The organism is Cohnella sp. LGH, from assembly GCF_017671885.1.
GTDB lineage: Bacteria > Bacillota > Bacilli > Paenibacillales > Paenibacillaceae > Cohnella > Cohnella phaseoli.
Window position 1 is genome coordinate 2559372 of the sequence record NZ_CP072117.1, and the last position, 17181, is coordinate 2576552.

11 protein-coding genes and 2 riboswitches are annotated in these 17181 nt (G+C 47.7%); of the genes, 9 read left to right on the top strand and 2 right to left on the bottom strand.

The window, feature by feature from the left end:
* Positions 1–8 precede the first annotated feature (8 nt).
* Together J4772_RS10440 and J4772_RS10445 are read left to right on the top strand one after the other, a co-directional pair.
* Complete coding sequence (locus J4772_RS10440) at positions 9–1184, top strand: phosphopentomutase (protein ID WP_209075159.1); 1176 nt, start codon at positions 9–11, stop codon at positions 1182–1184.
* A gap of 29 nt (positions 1185–1213) precedes the next feature.
* Positions 1214–2038 (top strand): purine-nucleoside phosphorylase, encoded by an 825-nt coding sequence (locus J4772_RS10445; RefSeq protein ID WP_116058911.1) that lies wholly within the window; start codon positions 1214–1216, stop codon positions 2036–2038.
* Between the two features lie 68 nt (positions 2039–2106).
* On the opposite strand, the gene J4772_RS10450 is transcribed toward J4772_RS10445, so the two are convergent.
* Complete coding sequence (locus tag J4772_RS10450; RefSeq protein WP_209075160.1) at positions 2107–2406, bottom strand: hypothetical protein; 300 nt, start codon at positions 2404–2406, stop codon at positions 2107–2109.
* Positions 2407–2630: 224 nt separating this feature from the next.
* Here J4772_RS10450 and J4772_RS10455 point away from each other — a divergent pair, with 224 nt between their 5' ends.
* Positions 2631–7163: a SpaA isopeptide-forming pilin-related protein gene (locus J4772_RS10455; protein WP_209075161.1), complete on the top strand. Its 4533-nt coding sequence runs from the start codon at positions 2631–2633 to the stop codon at positions 7161–7163.
* Between the two features lie 130 nt (positions 7164–7293).
* A riboswitch (cyclic di-GMP riboswitch) is annotated at positions 7294–7381 on the top strand.
* 34 nt (positions 7382–7415) lie between these two features.
* A riboswitch (cyclic di-GMP riboswitch) is annotated at positions 7416–7501 on the top strand.
* A 13-nt stretch (positions 7502–7514) separates the two neighbouring features.
* A complete protein-coding gene (locus J4772_RS10460) occupies positions 7515–8330 on the top strand; it encodes a transglutaminase-like domain-containing protein (RefSeq protein WP_209075162.1) in 816 nt (271 codons plus the stop codon).
* A 60-nt stretch (positions 8331–8390) separates the two neighbouring features.
* Here J4772_RS10460 and J4772_RS10465 read toward each other — a convergent pair whose 3' ends face one another.
* Positions 8391–9083 (bottom strand): class D sortase, encoded by a 693-nt coding sequence (locus J4772_RS10465; RefSeq protein WP_116065229.1) that lies wholly within the window; start codon positions 9081–9083, stop codon positions 8391–8393.
* Positions 9084–9322: 239 nt separating this feature from the next.
* On the opposite strand from J4772_RS10465, the gene J4772_RS10470 reads away from it, so the two are divergent.
* The 5 genes from J4772_RS10470 to J4772_RS10490 are packed head-to-tail and all read left to right on the top strand — an operon-like array spanning position 9323 to position 16921.
* Positions 9323–10771 carry a polysaccharide deacetylase family protein gene (locus tag J4772_RS10470; RefSeq protein ID WP_209075163.1) on the top strand — a complete coding sequence of 483 codons (1449 nt, stop codon included), beginning with the start codon at positions 9323–9325 and terminating at the stop codon, positions 10769–10771.
* Between the two features lie 28 nt (positions 10772–10799).
* Positions 10800–12113, top strand: coding sequence for a nucleotide sugar dehydrogenase (locus J4772_RS10475; RefSeq protein ID WP_116065231.1), 1314 nt, complete (start codon positions 10800–10802; stop codon positions 12111–12113).
* 29 nt (positions 12114–12142) lie between these two features.
* Positions 12143–14014: a glycosyltransferase gene (locus tag J4772_RS10480; protein WP_209075164.1), complete on the top strand. Its 1872-nt coding sequence runs from the start codon at positions 12143–12145 to the stop codon at positions 14012–14014.
* A 38-nt stretch (positions 14015–14052) separates the two neighbouring features.
* Complete coding sequence (locus J4772_RS10485) at positions 14053–15786, top strand: polysaccharide deacetylase family protein (RefSeq protein WP_209075165.1); 1734 nt, start codon at positions 14053–14055, stop codon at positions 15784–15786.
* 28 nt (positions 15787–15814) lie between these two features.
* Positions 15815–16921, top strand: coding sequence for a glycosyl hydrolase family 18 protein (locus tag J4772_RS10490; protein ID WP_209075166.1), 1107 nt, complete (start codon positions 15815–15817; stop codon positions 16919–16921).
* Positions 16922–17181 lie beyond the last annotated feature (260 nt).

Consider the following 17181-nt stretch of genomic DNA (forward strand, 5'->3'; position numbering starts at 1 on the left):
AATCAGGCATGGCTTATAAACGGATTACAGTTATCGTACTGGACAGCGTAGGTATCGGGGAGTTGTCTGATGCCGGACAATACGGAGATTTGGGAGCTCATACGCTAGGCCACATTATCGAAAGATCGCCGGGACTTGAGCTGCCTAATATGCGCAAGCTGGGGCTTGGCAACATTGCGCCGCTGGGAGAGTGGCTGCCGGAGGCTGCGCCTAGCGGATACTATGGCAAGATGGCTGAGGTTTCGGTCGGCAAGGATACGATGACGGGACATTGGGAGCTGGCGGGACTGCGAATTGACAAGCCTTTCCGCACGTTTCCGGACGGCTTTCCCGTCGCTCTGATCCGGCAATTCGAGGACGAGACGGGGAGATCGGTCATCGGCAACAAGCCCGCATCGGGAACGGAAATTCTCGATGAACTGGGCGCGGAGCAAATGAGAAGCGGCTCATGGATCGTCTACACATCCGCGGATAGCGTCTTTCAGCTGGCTGCGCACGAGGACGTCATTCCGCTTGAAGAGCTGTACAACGCTTGTCGGGTGGCGCGCCGCCTAACGATGAAGGATGAGTTCTCGGTCGGCAGAGTCATTGCCAGACCTTACTTAGGAGAGCCGGGAGCGTTCAAGCGAACCTCCAATCGGCATGACTACGCGGTGAAGCCGCCTTATCCGACGGTGCTGAACGCGCTGAAGGCCGGAGGCGTGGAGGTCGTGTCCGTCGGTAAAATCAACGATATTTTCAGCGGCGAAGGCATTGCCCGAACGACGTCTACGAAGAGCAACGCCCACGGAATCGAGGTCACGATTCGGGAACTGCAGCGGGATTTCGGAGGTTTCCTCTTCACCAATCTGGTCGATTTCGATTCGCTGTACGGTCATCGTCGCGACCCGGAAGGCTACGGACGGGCGCTTGAGGAGTTTGACCGTTCGCTTCCAGACATTATGGCCGCAATGAAGGAAGACGATTTGCTGCTGATTACCGCCGACCACGGCAACGATCCGGTCCATGCGGGAACGGATCATACCCGTGAATACGTGCCTCTGCTGGCCTGGAGTCCGAGCTTCGCCGAAGCGGGACGGCTGGAGGATCGCGCCACGTTCGCCGATGTCGCGGCTACGGTGGCGGATAATTTCGGAATCGACTTCAAAACGCACGGCTCCAGCTTTCTCGCGCTGCTGAAATAAACCGATGGAATAGAGGAGAGGTTAATCCTATGCAAGCCATAACACAAACGATGATCGAAGAAGCGGCTGCGTTTATTCGCAGAACGACGGACATTCAACCGGAAATCGGTTTAATTCTAGGCTCAGGCCTTGGAGTGCTTGGAGACGAACTGGAGGATGCGGTTACGATTCCGTATGAGGATATTCCTCATTTTCCAGTTTCGACAGTAGAAGGACATGCGGGAGAGCTGTTGATCGGCAAGCTGCAGGGCTGCAACGTCATGCTGATGCGCGGCCGTTTCCATATGTATGAAGGCTATGAGCCTGAACGTACGGCATTGCCGGTGCGGGTCATGAAGGCTCTAGGAGTCGGAAAGCTGTTGGTGACGAATGCGGCGGGAGGCATTAATCTGGACTTCGCGGCCGGTAACTTGATGCTCATTGCCGATCATATCAATCTGACGGGTAAAAACCCGCTAATCGGCCCGAACGACAATGCGCTTGGCGTGCGGTTCCCCGATATGTCGGAGGCATACAGCAAAAGGTTGCGCAGCATCGCTAAGGAGACCGCGAAGGATCTTGGCTTTGAGCTTAAAGAAGGCGTGTACGTCGGCCTGCTCGGCCCGAACTACGAGACGCCAGCCGAAATCCGCATGCTGCGGACGCTTGGCGCCGATGCGGTGGGCATGTCCACCGTATCCGAAGTAATTGTCGCCCGGCACTCGGGCATCGAGGTGCTCGGCATTTCGTGCATCAGCAATGCCGCCGCAGGGATACTGGATCAGCCGCTCTCGCATGAGGAAGTCATGGAGACGACCGAACGGGTAAAAGAACAGTTTCTGTCTCTCGTGCTGACGGTTCTTCCGAAAATGTAGCAGCGGTAAACACAAAGAAGGAGCTTGCCCTCGGGGGTGGCTCCTTCTTCTGTTATAAAGTTGCAAAATTATTTGAGAATATGCCTCTTCAGAACGTGGATATCATGATCGTGCTGTGTAGACTTGTCCATTAGATAAAGGATAGAGTCGTTGAAATGAGGGTGTCCGGCTTCTACCTTTTCCATGCGTCCGTTTATTTGGATCATTTCTTGCTTAATCCCGCTAATATCCTGCTTCACTTCGCTCATCTCTTGCTTCATCTCAGCCATGTCCCTGCGCATCTCATGCTGTTCGCTCAGAACCTTCCCCACCATGCCAATCAGTTGCCCCATCATATCCTCCAGCCTGGCCAGACGCTCTTCGGACATTTTGTAGACCCCTCTCCACTATTCCTTGTTTACTAATTTTAGCAAACGTGTGTTCGGATGTCAAGATTCGAGGTTTTTCCGAGAACTTTTTCAGAAGTTGTTCAGGCGACGTTGATAATATTCAGCTATGTGCTTTTTTTGCATGCGGAAAACGGAGAATGTTCGATAAACATCGGGGAAGGTCCGCATGTAATTGCAATGCTTACATAGAGAGGATGGATAATGTGAGAGCTAGTAGAGTAAGAGTAAGCAAGAACCGAGCTCGACAAGCCAAGCAGAAGCTGACGGTATTTGTCGCGCTCGCGCTGATGCTGCAGTTGGTGACGCAGTTGTTTGTGGCTCCTTCTTCGCAGGCGGCGAGTGGAACCATTAATTCAACGAAGATGGTCACCGACAGTGTTGCGCTATACGACACGGAGCCTTCATTCGTGCAAGACATCAATGGCGTTCAGATGAACTATGTAGGAAATAGTCTGGAGCTTCCGAACAGACCCGATCTGAACAACTTTGTTGCCGTTATCTACGAGTGGACGCTGAAGGGGGGACATAGCGCCGGAAATGGCGACACCTATATTTTTAGTCTTCCTCCACAGATAGACGCTTCGATGATTAATCAGAAAACGGGAGAAATTAGCGGCGGCTATGGAACCTATGAGATTAATCCCGCTACCGGAGAAGTTACGTTAACCTTTAACGACGAGATTACGTATAATCCGGGTGCGGATACCAAGATTTTCTTCGCGGCTTATACCAAATTTAAAGCAAGCGCATTTGACAATGGTTTGAAGCAGGAAATTGACTTTAGCTCGGTTGGCAAGGCTCCGATCACGGTTCAAGTGGCAAGCAAGGTTACGGACGGCATCAAGAAGACGGGACAAGACAATAAAAACGGACGCAACTCGGATAAAATTGACTGGGTAGTGGAATTTAATCAGGCCGAAAATATGATTGCAAATGCCAAGCTTGAAGATACGCTTCCGCCAGGGGTTACCCTTGATGCGGCAAGTGTACAGGTATGTAAACTGACTCAGAATCCTAGTACCCAAGCCTTCTCTGAAGGGGCATGTAATCCGATCGCGCCTACTGTAACAGCAGGCGGATTTGAACTGAATCTGGGGACGATCACTGATGCAACCAGAATAAAATATACGACTACGGTTGCGCCTGTAACGAGCGGCACGTTTAAAGGAGAATACACGAACAATGTCAAGTTGACCGGCGATTCGTTTGCGTCACAGTCGACACCTAGTAATAAAGTTACTATTCAGTTTAACAAGCCGTTGGAGAAAGAAGCAAAAGATTATACGGATACGACACAGACGATCAAATGGAAAATCAAGTATAACTACAATCAGCAAAGTTTTGTTGCTGGCGCCGGAATACTTGAGGATAAGTTTGATACAAGCAGATATGAGTTGGTTACCGGCTCGCTGAAGGTTTATGAGGTTACTCTTAACTCGTCTTCAGGTTTATTTGAAAGCCGCACGCCATACGCTGGATCTCATACTTCCACGAATACGGCAGAGGGGTTCGAGCTCACGTTTAACGATGCAATCAACAACACCCCTTTCGATATTGAATATGAGATAAAACTGAAAGATGCTCTTCGGACCTATAAGAGTGCGACGGTAACGAACACCGTATACTCCGATGGCCGGAGCGTGCCTGCCACACAAAACGTCTATCAGGTTATTTTCGATAAGAGTGTGGTAAAAGAAGATTTTGACAATAAAAAAATTACGTGGAAGCTTGTCATTAACCAGGATAAGAAAACGATGACGAATATCGTCATCAAGGATGAATATGCCAATCGTAATATGGAAATGGTGGATCCTTTGGTGGACCCTTCAAGTCTGATCGTTGAAGGATTGAGTGAGGGTCAGTATACGATCGTTCCTGACCCTAACTATAAAGAGGGCTTCAAGATTGAGATTCCAGGTCCGATCAATGATAAGGTGACATTCACTTATACGACCACGTTTGATCCTACGAAGGCTTTACATGCGGACGGAAAATATAAAAACGTGGGGACATTGGATTGGACTGAAAGAAATCATGTCGAACAGCCCGCTCCGATGAAGGCAGAGGCGGAAGTTGTTCCTCAAAACTACACGGTGAAGAACGGACATAAGACAGGCGTTTATAATGCCAAAGAAAAAACCATTGCATGGACGATCTATGTGAACTACAACAAACATACGATTGTCGATGCGATTGTGACAGACAACTATTCGGCCAATCAATCGTTTGTTCCCGGATCGCTGGAAGTCAACCATTTGACTTTGCAGGCAGGTAACAATGCGATTGAGGTAGGTGCGCCTGTTACGATTGCAGAGGCGGCCCCGGATTTTGTGCTAAATCCGAATGGATTGGGCTTTGCGTTGAAACTTGGCAATATTAATTCCGCTTATCAGATTAAGTACAAGACAAAACTGGGAGAATCCACCCCGATTGAAGGGGCGTACTCCAATGATGCCAAGCTGTTCGCCAGCGCCACTCCTTCCACGCCATTGTTTGAGAAAAATGATGTCGACGTGACGCCTAAGCACGGTGGGAAATACATCAGTAAAACAGGCAAGCAGGTAGGGAATTCCGACGTTGCCGAATGGACGGTGGTGGTTAATCCGAGCCAATCTTACATTCAGGCCGGTTCAATGCTTACGGATGAGTTGGACAACAATCAAATTCTGCTTTCAGATTCTTTCGAACTATACAAAACAAAAATAGAAGCGAATAATAACGGCGACATCAGCCAAGTAGAGGGAAATAAGCTGGATCTGGAAGATAAGGCCTTGTATGATTTTGTCGTTACAGGCAACACCTATTCCCTGACGTTTAAGGAGTCGCTGACGACGGCCTACACATTGCGTTACAAGTCGTATATTACTGCAGACAACGGCGCAAATATTCTCAACCAAGCCAAATTTGCAGGACAGTCTGCATCCGCGGTTCAGGATAACAACTCTGAGAGTATCCATGTTTCTCTCGGCGGAGCGATTGCCGGAGCTGCCAGTGGAAAAGAAAAGATCAAGATCGTCAAGAAGGACGACGAAGGTAACCCGCTTGCGAATGCCAAATTTGAGCTCTGGAATTCCAATCAGTCCGTTTTTCTGGAGACGTTGACGACGGATGCCAACGGAGTCGCTGAAACGGAGAAAGTGTATCGTTACAATGCTGCAGGATTGCCATATTGGCTTAAAGAGATTGCAGCGCCGGATGGACATGTGCGAGATCCGCAATTTGCAGCCGGCAAAACGATTGAGTTCAAAGGCAATGCCGCTCCAATCGAAATTGTGAACGAGAAAATTCGTCAAGGCTTCCAACTGATCAAGGTCGATTCCGTGGACAACTCGATTAAATTAAAAGACGCCGAGTTTAAGTTGCTGGATTCGAATGGCGTTCAAGTTGGTGAACTGCTGACAACGGATAATAACGGGCAAATCGCTGCCGGAAATCTGGAACCCGGCGATTATACATTAGTTGAAGTTAAAGCGCCGTTGTTCTACGAGCTGATCTCGATACCAATACCACTTAAGATCGTGGCTAATCAGACTGCTATTGTCGAACTTGAGGCGAAAAATACAAAAGGTACAGGCGGTAAGCTTGTCGTTACAAAGGTAGATGCCAAAACATCGAAGGAACTGCAGGGCATTGAATTCCAACTGTATGATGCCGACGGACACTTGGTAACTACAACTGAAACGGACGTCAATGGCGTAATCGAGTTCAACGGCTTAGCGTACGGAAACTATAAGCTCGTCGAGACGAAAGCAGACGGGTTTGTAATCGAACAAGCCGAGAGAGCGATTGTGATTACAGAGCCAACAACAATGATCACGATTGAGAACAAGAAGAACGAACGCTCCGTTCAACTGACGAAGTATAATCAGGGCAAGAGTCAGGTTCTTCCAGGCGCTATTTTTGAATTGAGAGAACAGACAAACATGGTTGATCTGGAAGGCAACCCGATCTTCCAAACGGTCGCTGGAATCGACGTCTCCAAGCTGACGACCGATTCGAACGGTCAACTGCTGCTGACGGATCTTCCTGCAAACAATTATCAACTTATTGAAGTTAAAGCTCCTTCAGGATACAAATTGAATAATACGCCAGTAGAGTTTGAGATTACTCTTGTCCAGACAGAAGCCGTACTCGTAGAAAAAACAAACGAGAGAATTCCAAGCTCGGGAGGAGGAGGCTGGATCCCAGGCCCAACGGAAACGCCTAAGCCGACGGAGGAGCCGAAACCTACAGAGACGCCAGGACCAACGGAGACTCCACAGCCTACAGAAACACCGGAGCCTACTCCGACTCCGGGGCCTACAGAGACTCCGAAGCCGACGAACCCAGGGGACAAAGTAAAAGAGGAAACGACTGTAGACAAGCCTGTTAAAGGCGAAGTCGAGGTCCCTGAGAAGGGCAAGGTCAAAGTCGGAGAAGAACCGAAGCACGGCACGGTGACGATCACGCCGGATGGTAAATGGAAGTATACGCCTGACAAAGGCTACAAAGGCAAAGACTCCTTCACCATCATCGTGACCGATCCGGAAGGTAATGAACAGGAAATTCTCGTCGAGATCGACGTGGATGATATTCCACTCGGCGGGATCGATGCGGGAGGAAAAACTCCGGGGAAACAATTGCCGAAAACCGGTGAAGACAGCTCGCTTCCTTTGCAGCTTGCCGGCATTGCGCTAATCGCTGCAGGCATCCTTTTCCTCAACCGCAATCGCATTTTCCGTACCAAAAACCAATAAAAAGAGAATAGAGAGACTAAAAAGATAATAAAAAACAATAGAGATAGAATATTCCAAACCTACCGAGAAATCGGTAGGTTTTTCCTTGCATAATCTATGAAAATTTGCTATACTTCTACTATAAAAGCAAGCTCGATAACGGCAAACCTGTCGAAAGGCAGCGACGCAAAGCTAGAGGGTCTTCCCTTCCGTTGGAAGGATGACAGCCAGCTACCGAAAGTCTCGGCTTTTTTTGTTTTCTTCGGACGAGCTTCACGATAAAGGCAAACCTGTCGAAAGGCAGCGACGCAAAGCTAGAGGGCCTTCTCTTCTATGAGGAATGGCAGCCAGCTATCGAAAGGAGTCAGGATTATGATTAAATTTACAAGAGTGTTACTGGCCGCTTTCGTTCTTTTCGCTACGATCCCGGCAATCGCTTTCGCTGATACGCAAGCAAATAAAGTTACTTTGGATACGATCCAATTGGAGAGAGGCACGATTGGCATCCGACTGGCTAACAAGACATCAGTCGACATGAAGGCGAAGATTTCGAAGGGAAGCGCGAGCTATACATATACATTGAGCACGACAACGAACGACCAGACGGTGTGGCTGCCGCTGCAGTTGGGCAACGGGCAGTATGAAATTACGGTGCTTGAGCATGTTGTCGACAAAAAGTACCGCGTGAGCCTTACAGATAAGGTCGATGTAACGGTAAAGAATGAGCCTGATGTATTCTTGAATTCGACGCAGACGGTAGCTTGGAAGGAAGCCGACAAGGCGTTGGCCAAAGTCAAGGAGTTGACGAAGAAAGCTGCTACGGATGAACAGAAAGCAAAGGCTATCTACGAATATATCATTCAAAATGTCAGCTACGATAAAGATTTGGCTCGTAAGGTTGCTGCGGATTACATTCCGGACATTGACGGTACTTTGACCTCGGGCAAAGCCATCTGCTATGGTTACGCTACTCTCTACGCGGCTATGCTGCGCAGCGTAGGCATTCCGACCAAACTGGCGATGGGCAAGACGAACTTGGTTGATGAATACCACGCTTGGAACGAGGTTTACTTGAACGGCAAATGGGTTGTTGTAGACACGACTGTTGACGCAGTGCTGAGCAAAGGTGCCAAGAAGATCACATTTAACAAAAAAGCAAGCGACTACGCGGCAGTCAAATATTACTGATTGAACTTAAAAGCGTCCGGAATCGTTATAGATTCCGGACGCTTTTTTCGCATAGAGAGTTTAACTTTGAGCTTCAACCCGTTCTGCGTGAACGATGAGACGATGCGTTGGATTGACTAGCGGATCACACGTGATTAGTGTAAGAGTCGTTTTGTCTTCGTCTTTCTTCAGTACGGACAGATCGTTTGGAAGAACGACTTTAATGTCGGTCACCTTGTAGACGAAGCTGCTGTTTCTTGTCCGGATGTCGATTTGGTCGCCGATTTCCACTTCGTCAAGTCGATTGAACATTCGTCCTTTTGTTCGGGCCCGGTGGGCTGCGACTGCGGCATTGCCGACCTCGCCAAGCGGTGCGGTTTCCGTCATATGGCCCGCACCTACCTTCATATTTTGCGCGGATGCTCCTTCTAAAATCGGTAGCTTAAGATCGATTTTGTCAATCTCGATAATCCCGATTGTTCGCTCATCCATAGGCTCTTGAGATTCCTCAGGGACCTCGGACGAATCAATTTCCGTTCCTGCTTGTTCCAGCCCCGCGTCAAGCACGTTAGAAAGTCGGCTGTACTCTGCTTGAATATTGTAGGAGCGTGCGGGATCGCCGGACGACAAAGATTGCTCCAATTCTTGCAAAATTTGTTTCTGTTCTCTATCTTGGAGGTACTCTCGGGCAAATGGGAAAGCTAGCAATGTTAGGCCTGCGGCAATCAAAGCGTAGGAAGCGATTTTAGTGACGGTTGTTCCAGTTCGTTTCATAGATTTACCATCTGCCTTTATCTATACATGATACGTTCAAACTGAAATAATAAACTATCGGGCTGAACAAAAACTGTACAATAGAAAACGGATTTTTCTATTTGACTTAGAAAAGTTTAGAAATTGTTCAGTAGGGCGTGGTAGAATATAAATGTTTGGTTGATTGGTTCTTTTCTCCTATTAAATAGGTAATTTGATCTATTGATGAAAACCGGATATTAGAAAGAGGCTTGATCTTAATGAATGGATTATTAATTTGTCGAGTTCGTTGGATTGCGAAGGGCTTGTTTATCGTACTGCTAATTTCCATAGTTACGGGATGCGGAATATTCAGCGGCGAGAAGAACGAGCAAGAGCCAACAACGGCAACGCCGGTGATCGAGCGGTACAGCGGACCGATGAGCAAGGTAATGCCCTATGTGTATACGGCGAAGAAAGAGTTCTCTCTTACATTTAACGGAATGAGCGACAATGTTACGATGACCAAGCTGCTAGATGAGCTGGATAAGTACGGGATTAAAGCGACCTTTTTTCTGCCGGGGATGCGCGTCGCGGAAGAGCCAGACATAGCCAAACTGATTTTGGCCAGAGGGCATGAGGTTGAGAACAATACGCTGAATCGCCTTGATATGTCCAATCTTAGTTATGAGCAGATTTATAAAGAAATTCGTCTCAGCAACGAAATTATCGAGAGAGAAACGGGGGTTGCTCCTCGTTACATTCGCACACGTTCTGGCGACTATACCGACGATGTAAGACTGGCATCTGCTCACAACGGTATGGATGCTGTTATTGTCTACAGCCTGTTTTTGCATAATTGGCAGAAGGAGACTGACTTAGAGAAGGAACTGTATATCAGGAAATACATTACCCGAGGCGGAATTATTTCCATTGATGCGGAAGAGAATACCTCGCTCTTGGAAGATGTTGTGCTTGTGGCAAAAGCTGCAGAAGAGGTGGGGTACGACTTCATTCCTTTGGGACAATTGATCAAGCATGGTGGAGAGCGGAAGCCGTTGGAGCAAATCGAAGGTTACGACGCCGTACGGATCAACCCGGATTACGAAAACGCGAAGTACAATTTGATTTATGATGTAATGACGGACGAAAAGAAAATTACGCTAACATTCGATGATTGGGGGACCGATTATACGGTTACCAAGATACTGGATATATTGGCCAAGTATGATGTGAAAGCGACTTTTTTCTTACGAGCCAAAGGAGCAGAAGCTAATCCGAATTTGGCAAGGGCAATGATTGAGGAAGGACATGATGTAGCAAACCATACATATACCCATCCCGTCATTACAACTTTGACTCCGGAGCAATTGCAGGAAGATGTCGTCAAAGCTCATCAAGTCATTACAGAAGCCATTCAACAGAAGCCGACAATGCTGTTCCGACCTCCTACCGGAGAAATTGACGATAAAAGCGCCAAAATCGTTTCTGCGATCGGGCTACCTAATATCGCGCTGTACAACGTAACGACGCTCGATTGGAACTCGGATAACAGCGCAGAGGATATTGTGAATAAAATTATGGAGAAGACGGATAAAGGGAGCGTTATTTTGCTTCACATGCTTGACGATATTCATACGATCGAAGCTCTACCTACAGTGCTCGAAAGTCTGAGGAAGTCGGGTTTCACATTCGTCAAAATGGCGGAATTAGTCGGGGTGCAAGAGTAGACGATTCGGGAGTACGGGAGAGAACAGAATGAATATCTATGATCGGCTGTTGGACAGAATGGAGTCTATCGCGGTAGTAGGATTGGGGTACGTTGGCTTGCCGCTTGCGCTAGCCTTTGCTAAAAAAGTAAATGTGGTGGGATTCGATTTAAACAAGAAGAAAATCGAAGGATACCGGAATGGATTAGATGCGACTGACGATGTCGGCGATGAGGCTGTAAGAAACAGTACAGCATCGTTTACTTCAGACGTTTCGAGGCTTGAGGATGTGCATTTTTATATTGTAGCTGTACCGACGCCGATCGGCAGCGGGAATGTTCCCGATTTGACCTACATTGAGAATGCAAGCCGGCTTGTTGGGAGCAAGCTGAGTAAGGGAGCGATCGTTGTCTTCGAATCTACCGTATATCCTGGTGTGACCGAGGAGATTTGCGTACCGATTCTGGAAGCGGAATCCGGCTTGCGCTGCGGAGAGGATTTCAAGGTCGGCTATTCGCCAGAGCGAATTAATCCGGGAGATAAAGTCCATCGTCTGGAAAATATCATAAAAATCGTATCGGGAATGGACACAGAAACGCTTGAGACGATTGCCAAAGTGTACGAGCTCATAATTGAAGCCGGCGTATACAGGGCCGAGAGCATTAAAGTGGCGGAAGCGGCTAAAGTGATAGAGAATGCGCAACGCGACGTCAATATTGCATTCATGAACGAATTAGCGATGCTATTTAAGCAAATGAACATCCCTACAAGAGCTGTGCTTGAGGCTGCGAAGACAAAGTGGAACTTCCTTCCGTTTGAACCGGGTTTGGTCGGAGGGCACTGTATCGGGATTGATCCGTATTACTTAACTTATAAAGCGGAGGACACGGGATATCGGTCGCGCATTATTCTTGCCGGACGCCACATTAACGATGGTATGGGTAGCTTTGTCGCACAGAGTATCGTCAAAATGCTGGTCAAACTTAAAGTAGACATTTCCAGTGCCAGAATCGGTTTTCTAGGACTTACATATAAGGAAAACTGTTCAGACATTCGAAATACGAAAGTCATTGATGTGATCCATGAGTTGAACGAGTATGGCATAACGCCGCTTGTAACAGATCCGATGGTTGATCCTGAACAGGCGTTTGAGGAATACGGCATAGAGTTAATGAATATGGAGCATCTGCAGCAGCTTGATGCCGTTGTAGTTGCCGTACCTCATAGCAGCTTTGCATCGATGACAGCACGGGACTTTGAGGCTATGTTTGCCAAGAATAAAACCAAGGTTCTAGTCGATGTAAAAGGTGTATTCAACAAATCGGATTTTGAGAAAAACGGCTTCCATTACTGGAGTCTGTAGCGTCGGTCTCACGGATTGGAGGCAGCGAAATGTTAAAGTTGAAGAAGAAGCCGAAGAAAACTGTCGAAGAAATATTAACAGTTCCAAAAGGGGACAGGCGTACGTTAGCTTATGTGCCGGACCCGGATAAGCTTCGAAACTCGGCTGATCGCAGAGGGCTTAAGAGCGAGGAAAGCGGAGCCCAGCAGGAAGGGAATATCCACGATAAACTTCGTATGCTTAGTTTGCGTTATGTTGCGGAGTTTGAGGTGATGATCGATTTAGCTAGGAAGGGTAAGCCGGTCCGAGGTCGATCTGTGGATGTTTCAGCAACGGGCATCTTGATTGCGGTCGATGATCTGTCACAGGATTCCTTCAGAGTCGGAGGCAAAGTCCAGATTCGTTTTCGTATTCCTCCAGGAGCGATGCCCGAAGGGTTCGAATCGAACGTTAAAACACAAGCTACTGTTGTGAGAATTCTTGTCAAAGAGCATGACGAACAAGAGCAGACAATGGTCGCATTCGAGTTCGTCAAACCGCTGACTGAATATTTCCAGAAAAAGCGCTGGGGATATTCCGTTTACATGGCTAGTAGTTTGCTGCTCTTTACGGCTTTGTTTGTCATGCTTATGCGCGCGGAGAGCGTTATTTATTTCAAATACAACTCGCTTTTGTATACGTACAGCATCATCGCCGCGGCATTCTTGCTGTCGAGATATTTGTTTGGATCGTTATATCGGGATGTGCCGATTAATCCTGTTTACACGCCCGGCGTTACAATTATAATCCCTTGCTTTAATGAGGAGCAGTGGATTCACCGTACGATTCTAAGCTGCGTCAATCAGGATTATCCGGTTCACAAGCTCGAAGTGATCGTAGTAGACGATCGTTCCACGGATAATTCCCCACAGCGTATTCAAGAGACTATTGAACTGATTCACAAAGAGGCAGAGCGCTTCGGTACTAGAGATAGAGTGAAGATGCTCCTGCTTGAAGAGAACGGCGGGAAGCGGGTGGCGTTAGTCAAAGGCGTTGAGATGGCGAAACACGATTTGGTTGTGTTCGTTGATTCGGACAGCTTCCTCGAACCAACCGCGATCCGTCATCTTGTTCAGCCTTTTCAAGATCGTAAGGTTGGAGGCGTAGCCGGGAGGACGGACGTTGAAAACAAATTTACGAATTCCATCACCAAGCTTCAAACCGTCCGCTACTATATCGCGTTCCGAATTATGAAAGCGGCCGAATCCTGGTTCGATAGCGTGACTTGTCTTTCCGGGCCGTTGTCCTGCTACCGCAAAGAATTAGTGCTCAAGCATTCCGACGCATGGTTGAATCAGAAGTTTTTAGGGCAGCCGGCCACGTTCGGAGACGACCGAAGCATGACCAACTATATTTTGCGTACACACCGCACAACTTATCAGGATAAGGCGATCTGTTCGACTATCGTACCTTCGGATATGGGCGTGTTTTTGAAGCAGCAAATGCGCTGGAAACGTTCCTGGCTAAGGGAATCCTTGCGCGCATGCAAATTCATTTGGCGCAAGGAACCGTTTATGGCACTTTTCTTCCTTGTGGGATTGATAGTGCCGATTGCCGCTCCCGTAATCGTAGTATACAACCTGATCTACGTCCCTTTGTTTCATCATGTTTTTCCGGGAACATTCCTTATGGGATTATTGCTGATGGCCCTGTGCATGAGCTTGGCGCATCTGTTTTTCCGTAAGAGCAAGCTATGGATATTCGGAATTGTATTCTGTTTGTTTTATGAATTTGTGCTTCTGTGGCAGATGCCTGTAGCCTGGGTTACTTTCTGGAAATCTACATGGGGAACTAGGGAAACCCCTCAAGATATCGAGGCCAGAAACAAGAAAGAAGCGCGCAAACAAAAAAGAGTCAACCGGAAGATCGGGCTGCCGTTTTAATATGGCGGTTACGTTCCGTTCAGTAAGGAGAAGCAGAGATGGGGAACAAGAATCGCGCTCATACCCTAGACACGCGGAAGAAAGACCGACGCAAAGCAATTAAGACGGTGATTCAGCTGACCGTGCTGCTCGTTGTTGGATATATCTTGTTTCACGCGCTTGTCGACGTTAAAAAGTACAAGGAACCAGAGCGGACTGAATGGGCCTCGGACAAAGGGTTTGTCGCCTTGTCATACTTCGGAGTCAGCCGTTCGGGCACACCAAAACTGATCTCGAAGCGAGAGCTGAATAAGCATCTCAAGGCGCTCAAGGATCAGGGCTTTGTCGCAATCTCTCAACAGGATGTGCTTGATTATTATCAGGAGGGAAAGAAGCTTCCAGATAAGGCGCTGTTTCTATCTTTTGAGGACGGTCGAAACGATTCCGCGTTATTCTCTCAGCCGCTGCTAGAGAAATACAATTTCAAGGCAACTTTTCTCTCATATGCGAACAAGATGGGGAACGGAGATCGCAAGTTTCTTCAGCCGAAGGATATGAAGAAAATGACCAAAAACGGTTATTGGGAGCTTGGCAGTAACGGTTATCGACTCACCTATATCAATGTTTTCGATAGCGAAGGCAATTTCATTGGTATGAAGGATGAGAACGAGCTTCGAAATAAAATGAAAATCGATTATTACAATCATTATCTAATGGACTTTTTAAGAGACGGCGATATGATTCCAACCGAGACGCGAAGCGAAATGGAAGCACGCATTTCGGAAGATTACAGGCTGATGGAAGAAATTTATACAGACCAGCTTGGTTTCGTGCCGAACGTGTATATGATCATGCATGCGAACGCTTTGGGAGCTGGGATGAACCGTCTTGTGACGGAGGCCAACAATACAGAAATACAACGGATTTTTAAAATGCATTTTAACAGGGACGGGATTTCTTTTAACGGCAAGGACGAGGATCTTTTTGATTTGACGCGAGTACAGCCTGCACCCTACTGGTATACGAACCATTTGCTTATGAAAATAGCTAAGGATACCGGCCAGGAGATGAAGTTTTTGACCGGGGACGCCAAGCGTGCGAAGAATTGGACGTTAGTGAACGGTGCGGCTGAATTTATCGACAATCGTATTGCACTGACTTCACAGCCGGCCGCTCCCGGTACGCTTCTTCTCAACGGCAGCGAAAACTATCAAGATGTTGAATTTGAGGCGACTTTGGCCGGTAACGTAGTCGGCCGACAGTCGATTTATGTCAGATATGACCGGGAACGGAATTCGTTCGTTCGGATCTCGCTGGATAATAATCAAGTGACGATCGAGCAGAAAAGAGCCGGACAAGAAATTGAGAAGCTGGTACAATTGGATTTGGACGAAATTGACTGGAAGGAAACCGATCTGGCGCTGAACAAGGCTACAGTCTATTCGAAGGTTCAAACTTCTAAAATCGACTTGACGGAAGAAACCCGGTATCCGGTTAATATCGCGCAGAAAAGAAAGGTATTCGTAACTTTGCACGGCAACGATCTTCACGTTGCGGTAGACGACGTCCAAACGCTTGACAGCGCGATTGACGGAGAAATTTCTTCTGGCTCCGTCGCACTTGAGTCGGAATACAACGTACAGAACGAGCGGGACGATATTTACGACGGCGTCTTCGATGACGTTCAGATCAAAGGCTTGTACAGCAATCGGTTTTCCGGCTTAGACAAATGGTTCAAAGAAATCGAACGTTCGATGGACGCTACTCTTGATTGGGTGATTGAAACGTTCTGACTAGCTGGAAAGGGAAGGAGTGCGATAGTTGAGCAGGATTCGTTCAAGCAATCGTCGTAAACGGACTGTTGCCCTCTATGCGTTTGCAGGTTTGTTTGTGCTCTCGGCAGGTTTGCTTTATATTTGCAGACAGGACGTGTTTGGGGCGGCTAGCAAACCTAAAATAACGGAATTTAAAACAGAGCGATCGGTATGGTTGGCGGATTGGCGCTGGGAAGCTGGTGTGGAGCAGTTGGGAAATGTTGCAAAAGGATTAACCAGCTTGCAGCTGTTTGCCGCTTATTTCGATGAATCCGATCGTCTGCTGTTTACGGACGAATTCCGGGAGGCGCTTCCTGTTGTTCAGCAGGAAGTGGATCGAGGCGGCTTGAACCGCTTGTTCCTGACACTGGTTAATGACATCAAGTACCAAGGCGGAGGGAACGTGCAGAAGGACAGCGAGCTAGTAACGAGGCTTGTCAAAGATTTTTCGAGCCGTAGCAGCCATATCAACGAAATAATTGCCGCTGTCGAGTCATACGGTTTATCTGGTGTCGAACTAGATTATGAGAGAATTGATGACAAAGATTGGACGAATTACGCGCAGTTGATCAGAGAACTACATGCGCGGTTGATCGGTAAAGGCAAGGAGCTTCGAGTCGTTTTTGAGCCGCGCGCGCCGATCGAGCGGCTTGATCTTCCGGAAGGGCCGGTCTATATTATGATGGCGTATAATCTGTTCGGCAATCATAGTGGGCCGGGACCAAAGGCGGATGATGTATTTGTTCGCCAGCTTGCTGCACGGATGAAAGGTTTATCTGGTCAGCCCTATATCGCATTGTCATCGGGAGGCTTCGATTGGCACGGTGAAACCGGCAAAGCTGCCGGAATTACCGAACGGCAAGCGGCGGATCTAGCTAGCGGTGCTACCTCGCCCCCTGTAAGAGATAAGGCGAGTGGCGCTCTGCATTTCGAATATATGGATTCGAGCGGTGCTAAGCACAACGTTTGGTATGCCGACGGCAAGACCCTAGGGCAATGGATTCAAGCAGCCAAGTCCAAAGGCATCTACAATATCGCCATATGGCGGCTGGACGAACTTGGTGAGGAGTCGCTTAAGCAGCTCCAAAGCACTGGTTCCGTTCAAATTGAATAAACAAATTAACGCGAAGAAGAGAAGGGTTTGACACTCTCTCCTTCGCGCTTTTCATTTTCCGTCCGGGAATCTGATACGAAGTTAAGAACGTGTTTCTCCTTGTCGAGAAGCACGTTCTTTTTGTCGTTAGCAGTTTTATAAAATGTTCTTTTTGAGACGGTAAATAAAGGATATTTTTATTCAACTTAGAAAAGTTTAGAAATTGTTCAGTAGGTTGTGTTAGAATAGTAAAGTCCAAAAAATGGTATTTTAATAGAAAT

What these genes read in the sequence shown, in the direction of transcription:
- J4772_RS10440 (WP_209075159.1), top strand. Translation starts at nt 9, where the DNA reads ATGGCTTATAAACGGATTACAGTTATCGTACTGGACAGCGTAGGTATC.
- J4772_RS10475 (WP_116065231.1), top strand. Translation starts at nt 10,800, where the DNA reads ATGAATATCTATGATCGGCTGTTGGACAGAATGGAGTCTATCGCGGTA.
- J4772_RS10450 (WP_209075160.1), bottom strand. Translation starts at nt 2,406, where the DNA reads ATGTCCGAAGAGCGTCTGGCCAGGCTGGAGGATATGATGGGGCAACTG.
- J4772_RS10465 (WP_116065229.1), bottom strand. Translation starts at nt 9,083, where the DNA reads ATGAAACGAACTGGAACAACCGTCACTAAAATCGCTTCCTACGCTTTG.
- J4772_RS10445 (WP_116058911.1), top strand. Translation starts at nt 1,214, where the DNA reads ATGCAAGCCATAACACAAACGATGATCGAAGAAGCGGCTGCGTTTATT.
- J4772_RS10485 (WP_209075165.1), top strand. Translation starts at nt 14,053, where the DNA reads ATGGGGAACAAGAATCGCGCTCATACCCTAGACACGCGGAAGAAAGAC.
- J4772_RS10460 (WP_209075162.1), top strand. Translation starts at nt 7,515, where the DNA reads ATGATTAAATTTACAAGAGTGTTACTGGCCGCTTTCGTTCTTTTCGCT.
- J4772_RS10480 (WP_209075164.1), top strand. Translation starts at nt 12,143, where the DNA reads ATGTTAAAGTTGAAGAAGAAGCCGAAGAAAACTGTCGAAGAAATATTA.
- J4772_RS10470 (WP_209075163.1), top strand. Translation starts at nt 9,323, where the DNA reads ATGAATGGATTATTAATTTGTCGAGTTCGTTGGATTGCGAAGGGCTTG.